The organism is Prochlorococcus sp. G4PB17 (genome assembly GCF_059772445.1).
This window is the reverse complement of record NZ_CM186288.1, coordinates 496980-515256: the sequence shown is the minus strand read 5'-3', so window position 1 is coordinate 515256 and position 18277 is coordinate 496980. Positions and strand designations below refer to the sequence as shown.

Below are 18277 nucleotides of genomic sequence, written 5' to 3'. Positions count from 1 at the left end.
ATTATTGTAAGTAATTATCTAGATCAAGACCATTAACTAATAACTGATCAGCTGTAATATGAACACCAAAATCACTTGCTAACCATGCTCCTAGACTTCCATGTAATCCCATAACTAATAAAATAATAGTGCCTGAAAATAAATAGGCCCATGACACTTGTCTTCCAAAATCTTTTCTAAAAACAAATCTTTGATAACCTCTCCAGATTGTCATTATAATTAAAATAAATAAGATTAAAACTCCACCTACTCCATGCCAAAGCATGGTCGTAATAGCTCCTTGACCAATAATACTTTTTACATTATCTATTGGAACAGCTAGTAGCATTTCAAAGAAGCCGGTTGCTACTGTAAAAAATGTTATAAAAGAGGCTGCAAGAATGTTATACCATCCAACATCATGAAAACCAACTCTGGTTACTGGAAAAGCTAAAAATCTAAGTATTCTCTTTTCAAAAGGATAAAGTGCTCCTGCGAAATCAAAAGCAATCCCTATAGCAAATAGCCCAATAGTAAGATGAACTAAATTTGGGTGAATAGGTATCTGATATGGAAGATCATTCGGACCCAATGAATTTTTTATCTCTGTAATCGGAGATGATATATTATTTAAAAAATAAAAATATTTTGTGAATATATTATAGATTATCATTATATTACCCCATCTCTAATTGCATTAACTACTGGAACTGTATGCAGTCCATAAATCCAAACAAGTTTATCACCTAAATAAACTTGAACACATACAAGAAAAGCAAGTATTATATCAACAAATAAAAAACCAATAGATAGATTATTGGGGTTATTTTGTCGTGAGACATAACGCCATCCAGTGATAATTGAAAGGATCGCCGCTAATGACCAACCAATCGTACTGTGATAGTTCAAAATATCCTTTGAAGATCCATAAGGGTTTGCTAAACCTGCTTCAATTTGGCCAAAAATAATAGCAACAAAAATCGCAATAGTAGCAACTATTAAATTTAGAAAACTAACCTCAAAAAGATTAGATCTTTTCGTAAAAATACCAATAATATCAAATACGACTGCTATCAAAGTCATGGCAATTACAAAGTGAACAATTATAGGATGTATTACATCGATCCAAGGAAGATTTTTTTCGTTCAGTGCTGGTAGCAGACTCATTGCTACTAAACCAAGCGGCATATACATATTATGTCGGTGCAATAAAATGAACAATGGCTATTTTATAGCTGAGCATTTTCATACTAATTAAGGTTAATTAGCATTAGTAGAATAAAAGTAAATACCTATATTTCAGGATTGTGGGTAAAGCCTGGCTATTTTTTCCTGTTGCTTTTTTAAGTTCTGTAATTTAATCTTCTGAGATTTATTTGGATACATCTCACGAATTGAGATATATCCGATATAAAGCATCATTACTGAAAAAACTAAACCTGTGACTAAAATGAGTAGTCCTACTAAACCTTGTGGAGCTAGAAATTCTAATCCTAGACTTGCAGCAAAATACATCAAATAAATAATAACCTATTAAAATAATATAAAAATAATCAGAAATGAAAATAATAAAAGATTCACTTAGGTATTAAATTTAATACATAATACCTTCCTCGCTTTTGAATTAGGTGATTACACTCTTTTACTTATTCTTTTGATGATGGCAGAATAATTTTTTGAATTTGTTGATTGATGAAAAAAATAAAAAAGACATTATCAAATGTGAAAAAAGAAATTAATTTCCAGCATATTGATAGGCAGCTTCTAGTAGGTTTCGAATGCAACCAATATGATAATGATATGAAAAAATTCCTTTTAATGATAAGAGAGCAAACCAATTCAGCCCTAAATAATAAAAAGTATTGGTATCGCAACTATTAAAGTAAAGAAGTTTTCAATTATTAAAAAAATAAATCTAATAAGTTAGTAAACTTCAGTTTATTAACTTATTACTTACATGATGATCGAATTAAACGAGAATAATTATTGAGTAAAGATTTTTAAAATGTATCAATTGTTAGTTTGTGCTATATAAAAAAATATAGACAATAATTTTTATGGTAATAATAATAGAAATTCATATTTAGAGGAACAATTGTATTTTGAAGCTGATGATCTTGATTACTTATCAAGTAATGGATCAGACTCTTATACAAATCTACAATATAGAAACCTTGCCATTAATCATTTAAATCAATCTTTTGCCATTTCTTCTCCCTTCGGTAGATTGATTTCATATATAAACGCATTTTTAGATAAATATGTAGAATTGAAGAATTAGAGTTTCATTTTTAGTTTGTATAAATATAACTCTTAAACGTATTAATTGTTTATGCAAAATTTTTCAGAACAGCATATAGTCAGAATAAAAATACTCACATGAATGAATTAATAACACCATTGCCAATTGATAAACCTATAAATAAGTTTTATTTTCGGATTTTTTTTAAAGGTATTTGGACAGGGATATTAATTTCTTTGATTATTCATTCTTTTGTAAATCACCAATAAATTATTTATAAACCCAATTTAGAAAGGCTTTAAGACTCCCTTTCCTTCCTCATCTTTTTCATCTTCTGATTTGGATTCCCTAGGCTCATATTCGAATTTTCCAAAAAAACCTGACATAAGCCAAACAATTGAAGTTCCTACCGATATTATTAAACTCCCAAAACCGAGTATAAAGAGTCCTTTAAAAATTAAAATCAACCCTGCTGTTAAAAGTGCTAGAGAAAAATTAAATAAAATCTGAGGACTCATTAAATTATTTTTTTATATTTTAGATTATAAACTTATTACTCTTCAAATATCTATTGATAGTTTTATAGTATTTCATCCTAAATTGTTTTATTTAATCAGAATTTATATATCAAATTTTACTTTTAGATTAATTTTTTTAAATTTATATTTAATCAACTTATGATAATACCCCTTATGGATTAATTTATCTGAAATTCATTTCTATAATGAAGTCAAATCAAGACAGGTATTTTAATTGTCTGGAACATTGCCACCACCATGAACAATTTGAGACTCCAAAAAGAATTTGTCTACCAACCTTAACTGATGATCCTTTTGATAATCCAAAAGTAAGCATTGATCAGAACTGATTTATAGGCTTATTTTAGTTTCTTCATTTACATATCAGCTTCTATTAAAAACTCATTTATTTCTTTTTCTTCTTCATTGCTGATGAAGCACTTTTCTCTTATTTGATTGATTAACTGCTTGTACATATCCTTAGACATTATCTCTTCACTTTTTAAACCTATATAATTAAAGTAAGAATATTTAAGAGTCTTCTCATTGTCCAATCCCTCAAAATAATGATCGGCTTTAGCACTACAAAATCTCTCTGCGTATTTGTCTGCAATTAGTATTTGAGACGTATCTAGGATCGATTCATTTTCAAAACTATTAACTTGTGATGAAGGTGCGATTAGGATAAAAAGAAATGCTATGGCATAACTAAAAAAACTTTTCATAGGTCTATTATGTCAACTTTGATGAGATGTAAACATTAGACCTTTGTCTATTCTTTACGAACTAATTCTTCATTTACTTCAGGAATTACTTCATGACCTGTAAACACAGTCCATAAAAACAGAATAGTTACAGGGCATAGGACTATCTGAACAAGAGGCGCAAAGTATTTGAGCGAGTTGAGTCTTTTTTCCATATTTATGCCACCCTGGCGTTGCGCTTGCTATGCAGATCAGCCGTAACGTCTGGAATCAATCTTGCATAACTTTGATGATGCACTTCTGTGGTGTGACCCATAGCAGCGGCAATCTTAGTTAGAGGAACACCATTAGCATGAGAATCCTTTGCATAACGATGTCTGAATGTATAAGTGACTAACACTTCACCAATCATTTGTGCCTCTTTGCGTAGAACATTCCATACATTTTTACTTCGGAGGTGAGTTCTTAGGGCTTCGCCTCCTTTTCCATCTGATCCTAAAGGTTGAAGTGATTCACCAATTGCAAGCCGCTCTTGTGGCTTCCAATCAATTGGTTCCCCAGTCTGTCTTTTTTAATGGGTAATTTTAGAGGAACGCAAAAGGCACGCAAAGATAATTTAAAACTATTGGAAATAAAAGGATTTAACGGACTTAGAAATTTGGTAAAAAAGGATACTTCCCTTGATTGATGAATTTGGAGACAATGAACTTATGGATGAGCCTCTATTTTTAAAAGTCAGACCTGGTGACGCTGTTCTATATGAAAAGGACCAAATTGAAAAAGTTTTTAGCTTATAAACCTTAAAAGCCAAATCAATCCCCTCTGATGGGTAATTGAATAAAAGGGACTGGCAAAAGTCAGTCCCTTTTATGTATCAACGTATTTATTAATACGGCTGAATTTTTTGAACTGTTGGATTCATTTGATTATTAAAATCACATGAACTCAGCTCTTACCAAATTCAAATATCAAATTAAACAGATTCACCAAGATTGCTCTTACGTGGATCTCCTCAATTTTTTTTTTCTCTCTCTCTACGGATTGTGGCAAGCACCGATCCTCAAGAATTTCCTTGCTAGTTCTTTCTCTTGCTCCGGTGTAGGTTAATCAAACTTGGGATCTCAAATCAAATAATGAATGGGTCTGACTTAGGATAGTTATTTTTTATTCGATACCTAATAGAACAGATCAGAATTCACATGAAAACGACTCAATATAGATAGAAACTAAGAGTGTTCAATGTTTTCATGTCATTTGCAATGATGTAAGAATGAACTTCGCTGAAAACTAGGCAAGGGTTTTTGTTGTGATTACGTTTCTGACTTTTGGAGAAGCCCAGATCATTGGTGGAATCGTGCCCAATCTGATTGCTTTTGCTTTGTTCCTTGGAGCAATTGGATTTTTTGCCTCAACTGGAAAAATGGCTGAAATGTTCGGCTGGAAGAACAAGAATTAACATGACTTTGGATGAGACATACGAGAAGCTCTAGGGAGGACCCGTACATTTCATATTTACTTCAAATAAGTAAGGCAGAGTTGAATGCGAAACTTTTTGATATTTCCCAAAGGTTTATATCCTCATTTATTTCAACAAGAGAAATCTTATTTATAGTAAGATTCTTTTTTAATCTTGGAAGAGAGAGGATTAGATTTTCTTTTATTTTCTTTTGAAAATTTCCATATAACAAACTTATATGAGGAAAAAATTTTTCAGTTTGATTTTGACAATTAATTTTAAACATTTCTTTTCTTAGATCTTCTAACTCCTTTGACTTATCTATAGAAATAAAGAGTGATTGAAAAAATTTTTCCTTGTAGCCGTAACAATGAGTATTGACTACAAGAGGTGAATTTTGGTCACAGTATTTTTTTATTCCTTCCACGGAAGAATTATCAATATTTTGGAATGGTCCAGCCAAGGTCAAATGTATTTTGAATTTAGGTCCTATTAATTTATTTTGGACTCTATCTTGAATTTTTGTTAGATAATTTGTATCTATGGAAGAAAATTCACACCATATCCAAGTCTCTTTATTTATGACATTCATGGATTGTCTTGGGATGGAAGATACGCATTAAGTAAATGCTTCATTTAATCATCCATTGATGTTGTGATTTTGATTGTTTAAACCAGATGAATTTAGTGACAATAGCTATTGGGATCACAATTAGTAGAAAGTCTATGACGTTATGAATCACACCAAAAGTGTTGTATTCAGGATTGAAGGAACGTGTGATGTGAGCTAGAAAATTCATTATGAACTCGCTTAAAGCGTACCAACCAACAATGAAAGAAATATTGATAAGAAGTCTTGCAACCTTATTATGAGGAAGTTTTATGGAAGACATACACTAAGCGAGTCGAAGTCGCAGGACTTGTTGGTTCTCACTCAAAATTACAAAAATTTTAAAATCTAAATGACATTCGTTACACGCGTAATAGCATGGTTTTGTGTCGTGCTGATGGTCATCTAGTTAGATTTTAAAAACTTTTTATTAAGCAACTTCTGTGAGAGATCCAAATAAATACTGATTGCTAAATGAGTTTTTTTGGTAAAAATAGATACAAATTTGAGAAATATTAAATTGGCTACCAAACAAAAATTCATTGCAAAGTTATCCAAATTTCCAGTAGGGAACGAAGACGTAAAAGCAAGAAATGACCGTCAAACGGTTTTTCAGCTTGTAAGAGACTTAGTACAGGCTCAATTTGACAGAGGTGATGAAGAGTTAACGAAAAGACTTTGGCAGGATGTCGCAGACAGAGAGATTGATCTAGATCGTGTGATAAATCTTATGTACACTTGTTCTTTTCATGAAGACGATAATGAAATGATCAAAGTGGATGAGACTTATCAAAAGACAGGTTTGATTGGTTGAATTTCCAAAATCAATTAATTGATTTTGCTTATATGTCTAGAGCTGTGAAGGATTGCAAAAATCTATGGATTTAGTTCCACAATCTTGGGGTGTGCTCTAAGGCCTAGAAAGTTTACTGATAGCCTTATCAGACTTTTTTAAAATTTTTAGAGCCTCTTTTCTTGAAGTACAAGCATCCGCTTTCGCTTGAAGTTTCAAAAGTTTGACTTGCTGTTTCTCAAAGTTCATCCAACATGGGATAAAAACGAAGCAAGCAACCTAGCAGCTTTATTGCCAAACCGAGGAAAGCTGACTAATAAGGTTATCTAATTTGTATATTTTGAGCTTTGCAATAGAAAACCCCCTTTTTTAAGGGGGTTTTCTAACTTTAATAGTTACTGAAAGCGCCTAATCAATGTCTTGAAGAGACTGGTTATGCCCGGTATGTAGGAAATGCAAGACTCAACCTGAGTTTTTGTTTAGCAAAAAAGTGCAGACCTACTTTACTTTTTATGGTTAGCGATCAAATGGACATGAATTCGACGACTGTCCCACTTCGCTGACTAGAGCTAACGCATCATTTCGATACTCACTCTAACCTAAAAAAATCATAAATAAAATTTTTTAAAATTGATGTTCGGTTGAGTTAGAGCTTTCCTATCTATTTTTTCTTTTTCTTGCTGTAATCCCGCTTGATATCAACCTTGTTGCCTCGCAAATCAAGAGTACCTAAATACATTTCCTCACCCAGCAAATCGTTTAGTTGCTCTTCGGTCATAGGTTCAAGGGGAGGTGCTTCAGCTATTTCATCTTGGGGAATTATTTCAATCTCTTCTGCTTGTACTGATAAAGGACTGAAAAATAATAGAAGACCAATAACAAACGAAAAGAGCTTTTTCATCCCCCTTGATTGGCTGCGTTGGTCTATTAAAAACCCATACTCTCTTATGAAGCTATCGGCATTAATACCTTTTAAACGGAGTTTTTTTATTGCTGTTGCTGCTGTTGTATTTGCTCGTAAAAAAAAGCTTTTTAAATATTGTCCGATATTTGCCCACTATTTCGGTAACTTCCTCACTATGAATACAGCGGTTTTCGCCAGAATCTACGTTGGCAATTTGTAAGAGTGAGGGTGCATCAGAATCACGAGAGCCGCCAACAAAAGTAAAAACTTTTCCAATTTGGTCCTTTTCATATAGAACAGCGTCACCCGGTCTGACTTTTAAAAACAAAGGTGTATCCATAATTTATTCTTATCAAAAATAAGAAGATAGGAGAAGTATCCGTTTTGACCGAATTAATTAATTCAAGCAGCGGCTGTAACTAGTAGTGATGTTTCATAAAAAGGACTTTATCTGTCCAAATTTGTAATAACTCTTCGATGAATCCCATGAAACAGCTAAACCAGAAAAGTGGTAGCTGTAAAAACAAAATCGATAAGCTATTAAACCTTCCAATATCAATGAGCCAGGGGCTAAGTAATAGAAAAATCAAACAACCAATGATATTGAGAGAAATATCTTTTGGTTTACCTAGATAATTTGAGCTAGGAATTAGTAAATTTCTAAAGCCGTGAATTAGTCCAAAACTGAATGTTTGTGTTGCTCCATATCCCCATACTGAGAATGGGACCCAAGCTCCGTGTTCTGGAATTGCTAAAACTCCCTGAATGAGAATAAAGATCCAAGCTGTATAAAAAACATAACGAGTAATTTTTTTTTCTTTTTGTGCGTTTTGTATTACATGCCTTAATCTTTCTACCTTTTTGTAATAGAAGCCATTCCAAATCTGGATCACTGCAATACCCAGGTCCTACACAAGCCTTCCTACCATCTTGATGTTGATAGATTTGTTGATACGTAGCTTTCCCTTCCGTGTCAGTGCCATCAATCAACATAACGATGCGCCAGTCACCTGTTTCCATGAACGACATTTTTTAAACCTGTTCAATTGGCTTCGAAGGTGACTCTCATCACAGCGGTGATATTTTTATTAATTGTGCTTGTGTCGTATGAACCCCAGCTACTGACTTTTGTTGACTTGGGAACTGTAATTTGGAAAACACCAGTATCAACCTTCCTTACACTGCCAAGTACTGAACCCGTTTGATAGACAATTGCTTCAGCTCTGGTATGTGCATCCTTTGTTGCTTTTGCAAGCATATCTACCCGTTTGGCTGCGAGTTTTGTGTATGTGAACTCTGGTCGACTTGCCCTTACAAGAACTCCTTTACCCAGTAGGTCACTCATCTGTCTATATTTTTGATCAATATTAAAAACATCATTGCTTTCAATTTCTATCCATTGTTTCGTGACCCATTTCTTAGAAATTATTTCACCTGTTTTAGGATTCTTGTTTATCTCTTTTGAAGTTGAGGCTGGTAATAGAGCAACTGATTGGTAGTCATTGTTATTAACGTCATAACGATCAAGGAAAGTAATTTTTCACATTCACTAAGTTATCTTTCCATTTGATTGCATTAATGACTACACAATCAAATTAACTATTCAAAATCAATTTCCACTTCTTCTTTCATATCCCTATCTAGGTCGGGAAGATTTGGCTCTATCCAATGAGATTTATTATCAACACCAGCAGCAGTTGCGTAATTCATAATGTGCTGATCAACTTGTTTATAAATGTCATGTAGATTTAAGTCTCTACTAACATCATGTGCTATCTCCGAAATCTGTTGTTCTGTAAAACAATGCTCTAGATGTAGTAAATCACAGCAAGGAATTCTTTTTTCTATCAACTCATTTATGTTGAGTTGAATTTCGTAATCTGGATGAACAGTCATTCTATTAAAGAACTTTTTAACTACTTGTAATTCAACTTTAGGATTATTTTTAAATTTATCTTTGATCCCAAACAGCATCAAATTGATTTGAAACTATTTTTAAATCTGACTTGGGATAGGCCTGACATAAAAGGACATAACCTTGCTCTTGCAATTCACTCTTCAACCCCATTGCTTCCATATCGACTGAACCCTCTTTGAGAAATGCGGCACATGTACAACACATGCCTTCAAGGCATGAACTCGGTAGTTCCACATTTGCATCAGCCGCAGCCTCTAATACGGTCTGGTCTGACTTGCAACTAAAACTTTTCTGAACTTGATCAATCTCAATATTTATCTTGAGTAAGAGATCAGACACTTTTGCCAAGACGAACGGTTGTTGATTATGGCTTATTTGTTACAACAGAGGAAATCTTTTTATACGAAAGTAATTTTGTTCATTATTGTTAGGTTGAAAGACTAAAAATGATAGGAACCATCAAAATCAAGAAAAAGGATACATCTCCTTCTTATAGCTATATGAAAAAATAAATTAGCAACTTATTCGATACTTAATTACTGAAGGAATAAACACTAAGAGAGTGTAAGATCAAGTAATGAGAACAAAGATGTCCGGTAGAGGTTCTTGCCTTACATCGATAATAATGTCAGTACCTCTAACTCTTCCATTCGCTATCAATTCAGGAAGATTTTCTACTTATGCATTTTTAATTTTATCCATACTCATTAATTGGCCTTTAATTAAATGGCTTGATGATCGCTAATGGTACAGATAGTGGAAAAGGGAAGAATAATGAGATCATTTAAGGCATAGACCACTACTGCTTTCAGGAGGAGGTCTATGAGTTACGGTTTCTTAGATAAATAAAGAAATAAACAATCCAAAAGACAGCTAGGTAAATTAAGAAAACAGCTGTTGGGTTTAGACCTGCCACCGACGCATATTTCAGTCCCAAAGGTATTGAGGAGAAAATTACAAAATATCCAAGCATGTGATTAAAAATTCTCCAGCTTCGGAAGTACCAAGACAGGACAAATCCAATGAGAACTAAAACAGCGAATATTGCCATCTATCTTTTTACCTTGTTCATCTCGTAATTCAATTTGGTAGAAGCTTTGTTACCTTGCCAAATAAGAGTGCCTTGATAAATGTCCTCACCCAGCAAATAGTTGAGTGCGTCTTCTGAAGGTGCTTCAACTATTTCCTCTTGAGGCATTGGCTCAACATCATCTGCATGAACTGCAATAGGACAGAAAAACAAAAGAAAACCAAGAACAAAAGAAATCAATTTTTTCATCTAATCCAACCTATCGGCATAATCTCTGAGGATTTCTGATATCACATTTTGTGGAATTTCTTCTTGAGCGTCCTTGCAAAGATCAAAATACTTATCCATGAACTCTTTTCTGGTCATTTCTTGAATCGGCAGAATTTTTATCTATTAAAGGTCTAAACTCTCTTTTGTAGCTCTCAGCACTAATACTCAAAATTCATTATAACTACCAATCTGGATACTCGCCCTGGACAGGTTCTTCATAGAAATCTCCCATTTCTATGCCTGAAAAATATTCAGTTAAATATTGAGGTTCTTCATTTGTATTCGTCATTTTTGTTCCTGGTCTTGTTGTTCCCATTCTTGAAATTGGAAATAAAATATTGCGGCTAACGCTACAAAGATCGAAAGAAGTCCTGCCCACCCCCAAAACTTATGCTCGGTAAAAAGATTAGTCAGTGATGACTGTTCTACATATCTAGCATCCATATCGTTTTGAATATTCCCAGCCCATGCATCAGCAGCAACTATAAAATTCTCAATTAAATCAATCATTTCAGCAATCTGACTAAAAGAATATTAGACAAAAGAAAATCCTCTTGGAGGAGTTTTAACTATAGATTGTGTGAGGAAGTTCTTGGAGAAACGAAGTTGAACATTCCAACCTTCCTAATTTACAAAAACAGGAAGAATTGATTCAATACAGCTGTTCGGTTGAGGTAGTGTTTTACTACTTCCTTTTCTTAAATAGGAGGAGTAGACCAAAGGTGTAGTCAGGAGGGCTTATGAAACTCTTCACTCCTTTCACAATTCCTCAAAAAGACAACTGCGATCTTTGCAGGATCAAAACTAATAAAAGAAGAGAAGCTAAAAACTCATTTTTAGATCAACTATTTAAAACTCTCTACAGGGATAGATTTGATTTCGTTTTCGACTGATGGCTTTTTATTCATTTGTTGATACATCGGCGAATTAAGAGCCAAGAAGTAAATACCAAGTGACGCAAGAAATGGGAAAACTGCTTTTAATTGATTCATTAGCTTTTTCTAATAGAAAGATGTAAATTATGCATTTTTAATTTTCTAGTCATCCGATGGGTGAAATAAAAAACATTCCAAGCACTGCAAGGTTAACAATGACATAAGTGATTGCTATTCCATAAACTACCAGCCTTATTCCTTCTATGAAAATAAACCCAAGCAAGAAATCCAATTAATAAGGTCTCATCAAGACCAAGATGCCAAGGAGCTAAAAGGTTATAGACAAGGTTGTTCATTAGCCTTTAATTATTGTTTCTTACAATCATCTCAGACTGATTGTTTAGGACCACTGAATTTTGACTGAAAATCTTGAAAAACCTTTCTCTAGCAATTAATAACAGAATCAGGAACGGGTTTGTTAATTGGGATGCTCTGGCTTTTAAAAATTTTTCTTTTTAATGAGTTACATCGCCATCCATGATGGTGATGTTGGTTTCTGTTGAATTAGCCCAGCGTAATTTACTTAACTCTTGATATTCCGAACTGTTGTAAGCATCAATGGCAGCTTGCTTTGATGGGAACTCAATAATGACAGCTAACTTTCCACCCTTTCCTTCGACAGTTTGTCCCTCCATATCCTTAGCAAAAACTGAACCGCCCACTGATTCAACCCAAGGCTGAAAGGCTTCAACGTAATCAGCAAAAGCTGTATTCGTAACTGTTGTAGTAACGAGCCAAAACCCTTTAGCCATCAAATAAAAAATCAATTCAAAAGATTTTTACATACTCCATCTGGTTTGCATAGAAATATCAGAGATTCAAATACTGAAGCTCGCACTTTCTTCACATAACAAAAGAACCTCAAGCCAAACCGCAGCTGCAGCAATAGCTTTCATCTCACTTATGATATAAACGACTTATCACCATTAAAAAGATAGACTGGAAAAATAGCTTCTGACTGATCGGGGCAACAGGATTCGAACCTGCGACCTAGTACTCACCAAGCACTAAAAAAGCCCCTACCCTAATGACAGAAAAGAGACCTTTTTTATTAGATTTAAAAGTTAGGACTATACAATTCCTGGAATGATCCAACCAGTGAAACCATAATTAATTACAGCTGCAAGTAGGCCCATCATCGCAAGACGGCCATTCATTTGTTCTGCTGTTTTCCAATAGTTAGTTGATTTATCCATTACACAAAACCAGGGATGATTTGACCTGTTGTTGCATATGCACCAACTAAAGCAATGCATCCAAACAATGCTGCATAGCCATTAAGTCTTTCAGCAGTTACCTTTTCGGGGTCAATTTTCCTACTGTTGTTGTCGTTTTGAATAGTCATTACACGACACCTGGGATAAGTTGGCCAGTTGTTAGGTAGATACCTGTTAGGAGAACGAAAGCCATCATTGCTGGTCTTCCGATACTTCTTTCTAGGATTGTCTTGTTAGAAGGTTGCATAATAAATTTAGAAGATTCCAGGAATTATTTGTCCTGTTGTTGCATATGCACCGAAGGCTGCAACGAAGCCAAGCATTGCTGCCCAACCATTAAACTTTTCTGCTTCAGGAGTCATTACTTTGAATGCGGAGATGTGAATCAATGTAAGGTATTAATTTTGCAGACCAAAGATACGGTCGGGTACGGCTTCTTCTAACCCTTAACAGCTATGAACCTCAAACACTAACAACAGCAGGTGATCAGAGAGATATTTATCCAATGATTAGATCTATTGATAATCCTTATAAGTATAAATAACCCGAACCGGTTAGCCCTACTTCAACCGTCCTACAGCACATGGGTCCTGCTTTATATGTTGATAACGTCTTGTAACTTAATTAAAACTTTTAGTCATGCTTGCAATCAATAAAACCACTGCTGCAAAACTAATCGTTCTATTGAATCTTCCGGCACTTTTTTTATTAGCGGGTGCTTATGAAGTTGTTACTACTGTATTTGCTTAACTAACAATGAATTCATTCAATAACAGCCCAAAAAATTGGACCGATTGGAATAACACCCAGCATTTCACCGACTATTCGAGAGATTCAGGTACAAGCAAATTTGTTCGCTTTACAATTGCTACTTTACTATTCGTACCTGTTGGCTTCCTTGCTTATATGACTACTATCTAAAATTAAATGACTTCAACTAATACGAGCAAAAATAACAACAGATTCGAGAAGGTTATTAGCTACGCCATAGTAGCAAAATTATCAATCTTTTCTGTATTTCTTTTTTATATGATGAGAGGTTAAATCATGACAAGACAAGAAAGAATAAAAGCTGCTGAAAAGAGGATCAAAGAATTAGAAACTCTCATAAAGCATTTAAAAAAGTAAATTTAATATTTATGGCTTGAGTTCTACCACTTTAGGTGGTGGTCTATGGCTTGCAGATTAGACACAAAAAAAAACCATTTTAAGGATGGTTCTCTAGCTTTAATAGATACTCAAAACGCCTAACTAATGTCTTTAAGAGACTGGTTATGCCTGGTATGTAGGGAATGCAAGACTCAACCAGAGTATTTGATTACCAAAAAAAGTGCAGACCTGTTGAACTTTTTATGAATTGCGAAGAGAGGACAGGATTTCGACGGCCGTCCACTGATTTATTTGAAGGTGCTTCCGTATTACCCCATCAACTCTATAAAAACCTAAGAGTGAGCTCACTAAAACTAAGTTCGGTTGGGGTAGGGCTTTCCAATCTTTTCTTGTTTTTCAAGTTGATTTCACCTTTTCATTGAGATGATTTGTTCTGAATGAAGCCTTAAGGGGATAGAAGTAAAAACTTAAGCTGTATTTATTTAATTGATGCTAAGTAATGAAATTGATAGGGCAGAGTAGTAGCAACACTGATTACGATCAAAAACATACTTGTTTTATTCAACCGTTTCATGGCCTTATATTTACTATAAATTAATTTAATTGGCATAAAAAAACCGTGATTTTTTGAACAATGATTCTATAAATTGATTTTTAATTTAACCAGAATAACCTTGTGCAATTCCACCCACTAATCCATTCAATAAAACCAATACGAACCAAACACCACCAAGAGCTTCTATTTTTCTTATGTTTGGATTTCTATTGTCCTCTGGACTATCTTGAGTCATATAAAAAACTGGAACACCTACTACTAACAGCAAAGATGAGAACAAAAGTGCGTTAGCAAGTATGCCTGCAATAATAGACATTTTTGGATAATCTAAAGGTCAATTTATGAAGCCGAAGTATCTTAACTTTTAGCACGAAGAGCTAACTGTCTACAACAAGCCTAATGCTTAGAGTTAATAAAATCTCACCAAGATCGAACTTAGGCTTTTCCTTTGTTTTGAGTTGCGTGTAGCAGTCAATTGATTTTTGATCTTTATCTAAAGTCGTTACCTTCACCCAGTTGCCAGAGTGAAGGTCCACCAGAAATGAGCATTATTCCAAACACTATTGCGTGATAGGGAGTGAACAAAACAATGACCAATTTTTGTAAACCTAACTAATTTTTCCAAGCTTCTGTTGTAGCAAAAGTACCCCATAGACACTAAAAAACCCTCTTTTTAGGGAGGGTTTAATAGCTTTAATAGTTACTCAAAGCTCCTAATCGAAGATTGAAGAGGGTTATCCCTTATATGTAGGAAATACAAGGCTTAACCTGAGTATTTGTTTACCAAAAAAAGTGCAGACCTAATGAACTTTTTATGATGTGCGAGCAAAGGGACAGGATTTCGGCAACTGTCCCCTTCTCTGACCAGAGCTATCGCATCCTTTCGATACTCGCTCTTGCTTAAGTTCAATATAAAAAAACTTCTCCACTACTGATGTTCGGTTGAGGTAGGGCTATCCAATCTTTTCTTTAGCTCATTCCCACTCAATTTCTTTTTGCCTATTTTTTTCTCATAGTTTTCAACCGTTGGAAGGATGTTAGTTATCAGCCCTCCATTAGGAGATTCAAGTCTTTTTTCTACTTCTTGCTCGTAAGTAGAAACTATCTCTTTAACTTCAGCAGCATGAACATGTTTAATTTCGCCTGTATCAACATTCGCTACTTGGAATAGTGAGGGAGCGTCTGGATCTCTGGAACCTCCAGTAAATGAAAGAACCTTGCATATTTCATCCTCACCCACAAGAACAGTATCCCTGGATTTGACCTTTAAAAATAATGGTTTGTTTTCTTGGTCTTCCAATTAAGTGTCTGTTTCTTCTACTTGCTCAGTTTTAGCATCTTGATTTGATTTGTCTTTAGAGCAACCACCTTCACCCCATCCCCAAGCAAGGGAGGGACCAGCAATAACTGAAAGAGCAAAAACTAATGAAATAACCTTTTTCACTTTGAGCTTGGTAAGTACATTCACTATCTTAAGAGCATTTTTCTAAGTCTGTTAAATCTTTTTATTTCCAATTATTTAAATTCTTTTTGGGTGATTTTTGGGTGCAGTAAAGCATTAAAAAAGGTAGGTTTCCCAGCCTGTTTTTTTAATGCGAAAGTGAGACTGGGATCTCAGCGGGATCTCCTGAGTTTTTACTCCCAAGTAATAGCTTTAGCTTTAGTTCTTGTTTTTCCAGCAAAACATCTCAGCCATTTTCACTGTTTAAGCAAAGTATCCAATCGCTACAAGGAACAAACCAAAAGCAATAAGGTAAGTTGATTTTTTAATGAAATCAGAATTGAGTATTTCGCCCGATCGCATAAAACTGTATCAACCGCTACACTTTGTGTACGTTCGATTTCCCTTGGGAAATGCATGTTTAGGTAACAGGGAACGGGGTTACCTCTACCGAGAAACGTGATGAATCACCTTCCTTTAATCAGAAAAAGCCTTTGCAAGAAAACCTCACTCCACAATGCTGAGCTGTTTCTTTCCTCCAGACCGAGTCATTCAAATTCAACCGAACTAAATATTCGGCTACTCAAGCAAAAGACAAAAAGAAAAGCAATACATCAGTCGGAATTGAATCTTGCTCATAAATGCAGTGCCAATTCCTCCAGCTTAAATAGTTACTTAGCCAGAAAAAAAGAGCAAGAGAAAAGATTGCACTCAGCACAAATCATCTCGATGATTAAATAAATTTTTCTTATAAAAAGCATCAATTCTCATGATTGAAAATCGTGAGTAAAAATTCACGGCAATAATGAGCGCCCTTTATTTTTGCTCCATATTATATTTTTGCCATGACTCCTGTCGCAGAAAAGTTTAACGCTTGAGCACGAATGCTTGGCTTAGTTGCAGCTTCTGGTGCATATGCAACAACTGGTTAAATCACTCCTGAAATTTTCTAGGTGGAGCTCAATACATTTAAATCATATCAACAATTTTTTCAAAACCTTTTGAAAAGATCTAGAAAAAGTTCTTAGCGGTTTTGTTAAGAACTTTTTTTTACCAACTAAAATTTTTGTTTTAATTAAACATCTATTCCGTTTACAGGAAAAATAGATACGACAAAAATTTTACTTGTGAAGATAATTCTTGTGATGGAAAGTCTCCCCTAAATTTTTCTAAAAAGCGAAAAACATTCTTTTAGCAGGATCCTTTTTGTTATTGCTTCAACAGTCATGTTGATAGGCTCCGTGCTTTAATTTCTAAATTTTCTGACTCAATGGCTACTGAAATCACAGTTTTAGCTTCAAGTTGAGCAATACATTTGAAGAATACTGCACACATATGAAGGCTCCTGAACAACAAGCAATGTTCAAGGAAATGGGTGTGAAGACTTTTTATATCGGCCAATCCAAGGTCGATCCCAAAAGAGCAACCGTTATGTTTGAAGGACCTGAAAATGTTTTATACGATATCTTCATCAATCCTGAGACAAAACCAATTGTTGAGGCCTCCGGTTATATTTATGAGCCAACAATCATAACTCGATGGATTAATACGTGCCCCAATTGCCAAGTATCGAAGCTTATCTAATTAACCAGACCTGGTTAGCCCTACCTCAACCGAACATCAGTAGTAGATGGTTTGTTCTTAAATTTAAAGCATTGGTGAATTAAATATTCAACGCTTGTTTCACCAAAACCTCTTCAACCTCTACCTATCATGACCTCAATCAATAATTCTTCAGCAGCTAAGTTCCTTGCTCTTTTCTGTATCCCTGCCCTTCTACTTGCATCAGGTTCATTTGATGTTGCTTATTCCGTAATCGTTTAATCAGAACAATGCCTTCAAATTTTTCACCTGATTTTTACGAATCCATCCTCGAAGCCTCAGATAAAGGTGAGCTTTGGGGAATAGAAAATAGTGATTTAACCCCGCTAGAAATTCAGTTGCTTCTTTCTCATGACTTCAGCTGATAAAGCAGATTTCGAAAAGAAGGCTTTTAAGTTTTTTCCTTATCTCATTTTTGGAAAAATTATATTTGCCGCGTGGTTTATTTCTTACCTGATGCAACTCTAACTTTTCTACGACTTAAGTAAGTTCTGCATGCATCGCCAGCGTTGCCTCTTTACCAAGTGGGGGAAGTAAGTTCGTACCTTCTTTCACGGAAATAGCCAATTGTTCTTTTATATGCCAGTTAATGGGTCCATCAATGTCATGTATGAGCAAAGGATATAAAACGTCTAGCCTCAGTCTTTTCTCCTTTCTTACCACCTCTTGACTTTTCGTAAATAGTCCAAATTTCTTGACCACCATTACGAGTATGGATTGTTCGTATGTCTTCAGGTATTAGGCCATAAACAGCTATACATTTAAAATCATATCTTCATTTATTGCCAATTTCACCCATAGGGAATGAATTTAATAATCTAAGAATTTGATAATCAGTAAATAGATAACCAATCTTTTTTTAGTAGTAACTAAATCTTTATCAGTTACGGCTGGGGGCAACCAAGTGGACTCGAACTGCTGTTCCTGAAGACAAAACCGAAGAAACCCAAAAAGGGCTAGGTGCATTTGTCTTCTTATCGGTGTTCCTTGTT

Annotated in this window: 33 protein-coding genes and 1 pseudogene; 7 read left to right on the top strand and 27 right to left on the bottom strand. The window is 34.5% G+C overall.

Annotated elements, in window-relative coordinates:
• Window position 1: 1 nt before the first annotated feature.
• From AC6EJB_RS03285 to AC6EJB_RS03275, 3 genes are all read right to left on the bottom strand, one after another.
• Window positions 2-652, bottom strand: a complete 651-nt coding sequence (locus AC6EJB_RS03285) for a DUF2231 domain-containing protein (protein ID WP_498492289.1) — start codon at window positions 650-652, stop codon at window positions 2-4.
• Entirely contained in the window at window positions 652-1146 is a 495-nt protein-coding gene (locus AC6EJB_RS03280) for a DUF2231 domain-containing protein (protein WP_498492288.1), read from the bottom strand. The genes AC6EJB_RS03285 and AC6EJB_RS03280 overlap by 1 nt, the downstream gene beginning before the upstream one ends.
• Before the next feature lie 132 nt (window positions 1147-1278).
• A complete protein-coding gene (locus tag AC6EJB_RS03275) occupies window positions 1279-1494 on the bottom strand; it encodes a hypothetical protein (RefSeq protein ID WP_498492287.1) in 216 nt (71 codons plus the stop codon).
• 580 nt (window positions 1495-2074) lie between these two features.
• Between AC6EJB_RS03275 and AC6EJB_RS03270 the strand changes: the two genes are divergently transcribed.
• Window positions 2075-2260 (top strand): hypothetical protein, encoded by a 186-nt coding sequence (locus tag AC6EJB_RS03270; RefSeq protein ID WP_498492286.1) that lies wholly within the window; start codon window positions 2075-2077, stop codon window positions 2258-2260.
• A gap of 248 nt (window positions 2261-2508) precedes the next feature.
• Here the strand turns inward: AC6EJB_RS03270 and AC6EJB_RS03265 are convergent, their stop codons facing one another.
• Window positions 2509-2739, bottom strand: coding sequence for a hypothetical protein (locus AC6EJB_RS03265; RefSeq protein ID WP_498492285.1), 231 nt, complete (start codon window positions 2737-2739; stop codon window positions 2509-2511).
• 206 nt (window positions 2740-2945) lie between these two features.
• On the opposite strand from AC6EJB_RS03265, the gene AC6EJB_RS03260 reads away from it, so the two are divergent.
• A complete protein-coding gene (locus AC6EJB_RS03260) occupies window positions 2946-3089 on the top strand; it encodes a hypothetical protein (protein ID WP_498492284.1) in 144 nt (47 codons plus the stop codon).
• Between the two features lie 27 nt (window positions 3090-3116).
• Here AC6EJB_RS03260 and AC6EJB_RS03255 read toward each other — a convergent pair whose 3' ends face one another.
• Complete coding sequence (locus AC6EJB_RS03255) at window positions 3117-3464, bottom strand: hypothetical protein (protein ID WP_498492283.1); 348 nt, start codon at window positions 3462-3464, stop codon at window positions 3117-3119.
• A gap of 196 nt (window positions 3465-3660) precedes the next feature.
• Entirely contained in the window at window positions 3661-3843 is a 183-nt protein-coding gene (locus AC6EJB_RS03250) for a hypothetical protein (protein ID WP_498492282.1), read from the bottom strand.
• Between the two features lie 906 nt (window positions 3844-4749).
• Between AC6EJB_RS03250 and AC6EJB_RS03245 the strand changes: the two genes are divergently transcribed.
• Window positions 4750-4899: a hypothetical protein gene (locus tag AC6EJB_RS03245; RefSeq protein ID WP_498492281.1), complete on the top strand. Its 150-nt coding sequence runs from the start codon at window positions 4750-4752 to the stop codon at window positions 4897-4899.
• 61 nt (window positions 4900-4960) lie between these two features.
• Here the strand turns inward: AC6EJB_RS03245 and AC6EJB_RS03240 are convergent, their stop codons facing one another.
• Both AC6EJB_RS03240 and AC6EJB_RS03235 read right to left on the bottom strand, forming a co-directional pair.
• A complete protein-coding gene (locus tag AC6EJB_RS03240; protein WP_498492280.1) occupies window positions 4961-5491 on the bottom strand; it encodes a hypothetical protein in 531 nt (176 codons plus the stop codon).
• Window positions 5492-5531: 40 nt separating this feature from the next.
• Window positions 5532-5792 (bottom strand): hypothetical protein, encoded by a 261-nt coding sequence (locus AC6EJB_RS03235; protein ID WP_498492279.1) that lies wholly within the window; start codon window positions 5790-5792, stop codon window positions 5532-5534.
• A gap of 237 nt (window positions 5793-6029) precedes the next feature.
• Here AC6EJB_RS03235 and AC6EJB_RS03230 point away from each other — a divergent pair, with 237 nt between their 5' ends.
• A complete protein-coding gene (locus AC6EJB_RS03230; protein WP_498492278.1) occupies window positions 6030-6323 on the top strand; it encodes a hypothetical protein in 294 nt (97 codons plus the stop codon).
• A 640-nt stretch (window positions 6324-6963) separates the two neighbouring features.
• Here the strand turns inward: AC6EJB_RS03230 and AC6EJB_RS03225 are convergent.
• From AC6EJB_RS03225 to AC6EJB_RS03155, 15 genes are all read right to left on the bottom strand, one after another.
• A complete protein-coding gene (locus AC6EJB_RS03225; RefSeq protein ID WP_498492277.1) occupies window positions 6964-7203 on the bottom strand; it encodes a hypothetical protein in 240 nt (79 codons plus the stop codon).
• Between the two features lie 61 nt (window positions 7204-7264).
• The gene (locus AC6EJB_RS03220) at window positions 7265-7546 is read right to left on the bottom strand and encodes a DUF3104 domain-containing protein (protein ID WP_498492276.1); all 282 of its coding nucleotides are present in this window, start codon (window positions 7544-7546) and stop codon (window positions 7265-7267) included.
• A gap of 79 nt (window positions 7547-7625) precedes the next feature.
• Window positions 7626-8099, bottom strand: coding sequence for a hypothetical protein (locus AC6EJB_RS03215; protein ID WP_498492275.1), 474 nt, complete (start codon window positions 8097-8099; stop codon window positions 7626-7628).
• Window positions 8100-8248: 149 nt separating this feature from the next.
• Entirely contained in the window at window positions 8249-8743 is a 495-nt protein-coding gene (locus tag AC6EJB_RS03210; protein WP_498492957.1) for an SIMPL domain-containing protein, read from the bottom strand.
• A gap of 62 nt (window positions 8744-8805) precedes the next feature.
• Entirely contained in the window at window positions 8806-9180 is a 375-nt protein-coding gene (locus AC6EJB_RS03205) for a hypothetical protein (protein WP_498492274.1), read from the bottom strand.
• Window positions 9158-9463 (bottom strand): 2Fe-2S iron-sulfur cluster-binding protein, encoded by a 306-nt coding sequence (locus AC6EJB_RS03200; protein WP_498492273.1) that lies wholly within the window; start codon window positions 9461-9463, stop codon window positions 9158-9160. The genes AC6EJB_RS03205 and AC6EJB_RS03200 overlap by 23 nt, the downstream gene beginning before the upstream one ends.
• A 712-nt stretch (window positions 9464-10175) precedes the next feature.
• Window positions 10176-10403, bottom strand: a complete 228-nt coding sequence (locus tag AC6EJB_RS03195; protein WP_498492272.1) for a hypothetical protein — start codon at window positions 10401-10403, stop codon at window positions 10176-10178.
• A 306-nt stretch (window positions 10404-10709) separates the two neighbouring features.
• Entirely contained in the window at window positions 10710-10934 is a 225-nt protein-coding gene (locus AC6EJB_RS03190; protein WP_498492271.1) for a hypothetical protein, read from the bottom strand.
• A gap of 335 nt (window positions 10935-11269) precedes the next feature.
• The gene (locus AC6EJB_RS03185; RefSeq protein WP_498492270.1) at window positions 11270-11416 is read right to left on the bottom strand and encodes a hypothetical protein; all 147 of its coding nucleotides are present in this window, start codon (window positions 11414-11416) and stop codon (window positions 11270-11272) included.
• A gap of 92 nt (window positions 11417-11508) precedes the next feature.
• A complete protein-coding gene (locus tag AC6EJB_RS03180) occupies window positions 11509-11655 on the bottom strand; it encodes a hypothetical protein (protein WP_498492269.1) in 147 nt (48 codons plus the stop codon).
• Between the two features lie 159 nt (window positions 11656-11814).
• On the bottom strand, window positions 11815-12111 hold the full coding sequence (locus AC6EJB_RS03175; protein WP_498492268.1) for a DUF1330 domain-containing protein: 297 nt from the start codon (window positions 12109-12111) through the stop codon (window positions 11815-11817).
• Window positions 12112-12429: 318 nt separating this feature from the next.
• Complete coding sequence (locus AC6EJB_RS03170; RefSeq protein ID WP_498492267.1) at window positions 12430-12555, bottom strand: high light inducible protein; 126 nt, start codon at window positions 12553-12555, stop codon at window positions 12430-12432.
• On the bottom strand, window positions 12555-12704 hold the full coding sequence (locus AC6EJB_RS03165) for a high light inducible protein (protein WP_498492106.1): 150 nt from the start codon (window positions 12702-12704) through the stop codon (window positions 12555-12557). Before AC6EJB_RS03165 ends, AC6EJB_RS03170 begins: the two co-directional genes overlap by 1 nt.
• A complete protein-coding gene (locus tag AC6EJB_RS03160) occupies window positions 12704-12823 on the bottom strand; it encodes a high light inducible protein (RefSeq protein WP_011294968.1) in 120 nt (39 codons plus the stop codon). Before AC6EJB_RS03160 ends, AC6EJB_RS03165 begins: the two co-directional genes overlap by 1 nt.
• 7 nt (window positions 12824-12830) lie before the next feature.
• Window positions 12831-12938 (bottom strand): high light inducible protein, encoded by a 108-nt coding sequence (locus AC6EJB_RS03155; protein WP_011125327.1) that lies wholly within the window; start codon window positions 12936-12938, stop codon window positions 12831-12833.
• A gap of 394 nt (window positions 12939-13332) precedes the next feature.
• Between AC6EJB_RS03155 and AC6EJB_RS03150 the strand changes: the two genes are divergently transcribed.
• Window positions 13333-13497, top strand: coding sequence for a hypothetical protein (locus AC6EJB_RS03150; protein ID WP_498492266.1), 165 nt, complete (start codon window positions 13333-13335; stop codon window positions 13495-13497).
• A gap of 848 nt (window positions 13498-14345) precedes the next feature.
• Here the strand turns inward: AC6EJB_RS03150 and psbZ are convergent.
• The 3 genes from psbZ to AC6EJB_RS03135 form a co-directional block, all read right to left on the bottom strand.
• Window positions 14346-14558 carry a photosystem II reaction center protein PsbZ gene (gene psbZ, locus AC6EJB_RS03145; protein ID WP_498492265.1) on the bottom strand — a complete coding sequence of 71 codons (213 nt, stop codon included), beginning with the start codon at window positions 14556-14558 and terminating at the stop codon, window positions 14346-14348.
• Window positions 14559-15170: 612 nt separating this feature from the next.
• Complete coding sequence (locus AC6EJB_RS03140) at window positions 15171-15542, bottom strand: DUF3104 domain-containing protein (protein WP_498492264.1); 372 nt, start codon at window positions 15540-15542, stop codon at window positions 15171-15173.
• Window positions 15543-15686, bottom strand: coding sequence for a hypothetical protein (locus tag AC6EJB_RS03135; protein ID WP_498492263.1), 144 nt, complete (start codon window positions 15684-15686; stop codon window positions 15543-15545).
• Window positions 15687-16953: 1267 nt separating this feature from the next.
• Here AC6EJB_RS03135 and AC6EJB_RS03130 point away from each other — a divergent pair.
• A pseudogene (locus AC6EJB_RS03130) lies at window positions 16954-17267 on the top strand (DUF3764 family protein).
• Between the two features lie 248 nt (window positions 17268-17515).
• Window positions 17516-17650 carry a hypothetical protein gene (locus AC6EJB_RS03125; protein ID WP_498492262.1) on the top strand — a complete coding sequence of 45 codons (135 nt, stop codon included), beginning with the start codon at window positions 17516-17518 and terminating at the stop codon, window positions 17648-17650.
• Between the two features lie 115 nt (window positions 17651-17765).
• Here the strand turns inward: AC6EJB_RS03125 and AC6EJB_RS03120 are convergent, their stop codons facing one another.
• On the bottom strand, window positions 17766-17990 hold the full coding sequence (locus tag AC6EJB_RS03120) for a hypothetical protein (protein ID WP_498492261.1): 225 nt from the start codon (window positions 17988-17990) through the stop codon (window positions 17766-17768).
• Window positions 17991-18277: the final 287 nt, after the last annotated feature.